This window comes from Paraburkholderia sp. SIMBA_027, assembly GCF_046535315.1.
GTDB lineage: Bacteria > Pseudomonadota > Gammaproteobacteria > Burkholderiales > Burkholderiaceae > Paraburkholderia > Paraburkholderia tropica.
Genome location: NZ_JAWRWY010000101.1, coordinates 1 through 470, shown reverse-complemented (window position 1 = coordinate 470; position 470 = coordinate 1). Strand labels below are relative to the sequence as shown.

Here is a 470-nt window from a genome sequence, read left to right as displayed (position 1 = left end):
TGCAGCAGCGTCACCAGAATCCGGCAACCCGACGCGCCGATCGGATGGCCGATCGCAATCGCGCCACCGTTCACGTTGATCTTCGACGTGTCCCAGCCCATCTGCTTGTTCACCGCGAGCGCCTGCGCCGCGAACGCCTCGTTGATCTCCATGAGATCGAGGTCGCTCGCCGACCAGCCCGCACGTTCCAGGCAGCGCTTCGACGCCGGTACCGGACCGATGCCCATCACCTTCGGATCGACGCCCGCGCTCGCGTACGCCTTGATGCGCGCGAGCGGCTTCAAACCGAGTTCTTCGGCCTTCTTCGCCGACATCACGACCACCGCCGCCGCGCCGTCGTTGATGCCCGACGCATTCGCCGCCGTCACCGTGCCTTCTTTCGCGAACGCGGGCTTCAGGCTCGCGAGCGATTCCGCCGTCACGCCATGACGTACGAATTCATCGGTCTTGAACACGAGCGGATCGCCCTT

1 pseudogene is annotated in these 470 nt (G+C 65.3%); it reads right to left on the bottom strand.

Going from position 1 to position 470, the window contains the following annotated elements:
• Positions 1-470 (bottom strand): annotated as a pseudogene (locus SB764_RS38305) (acetyl-CoA C-acetyltransferase); the annotation flags it as partial.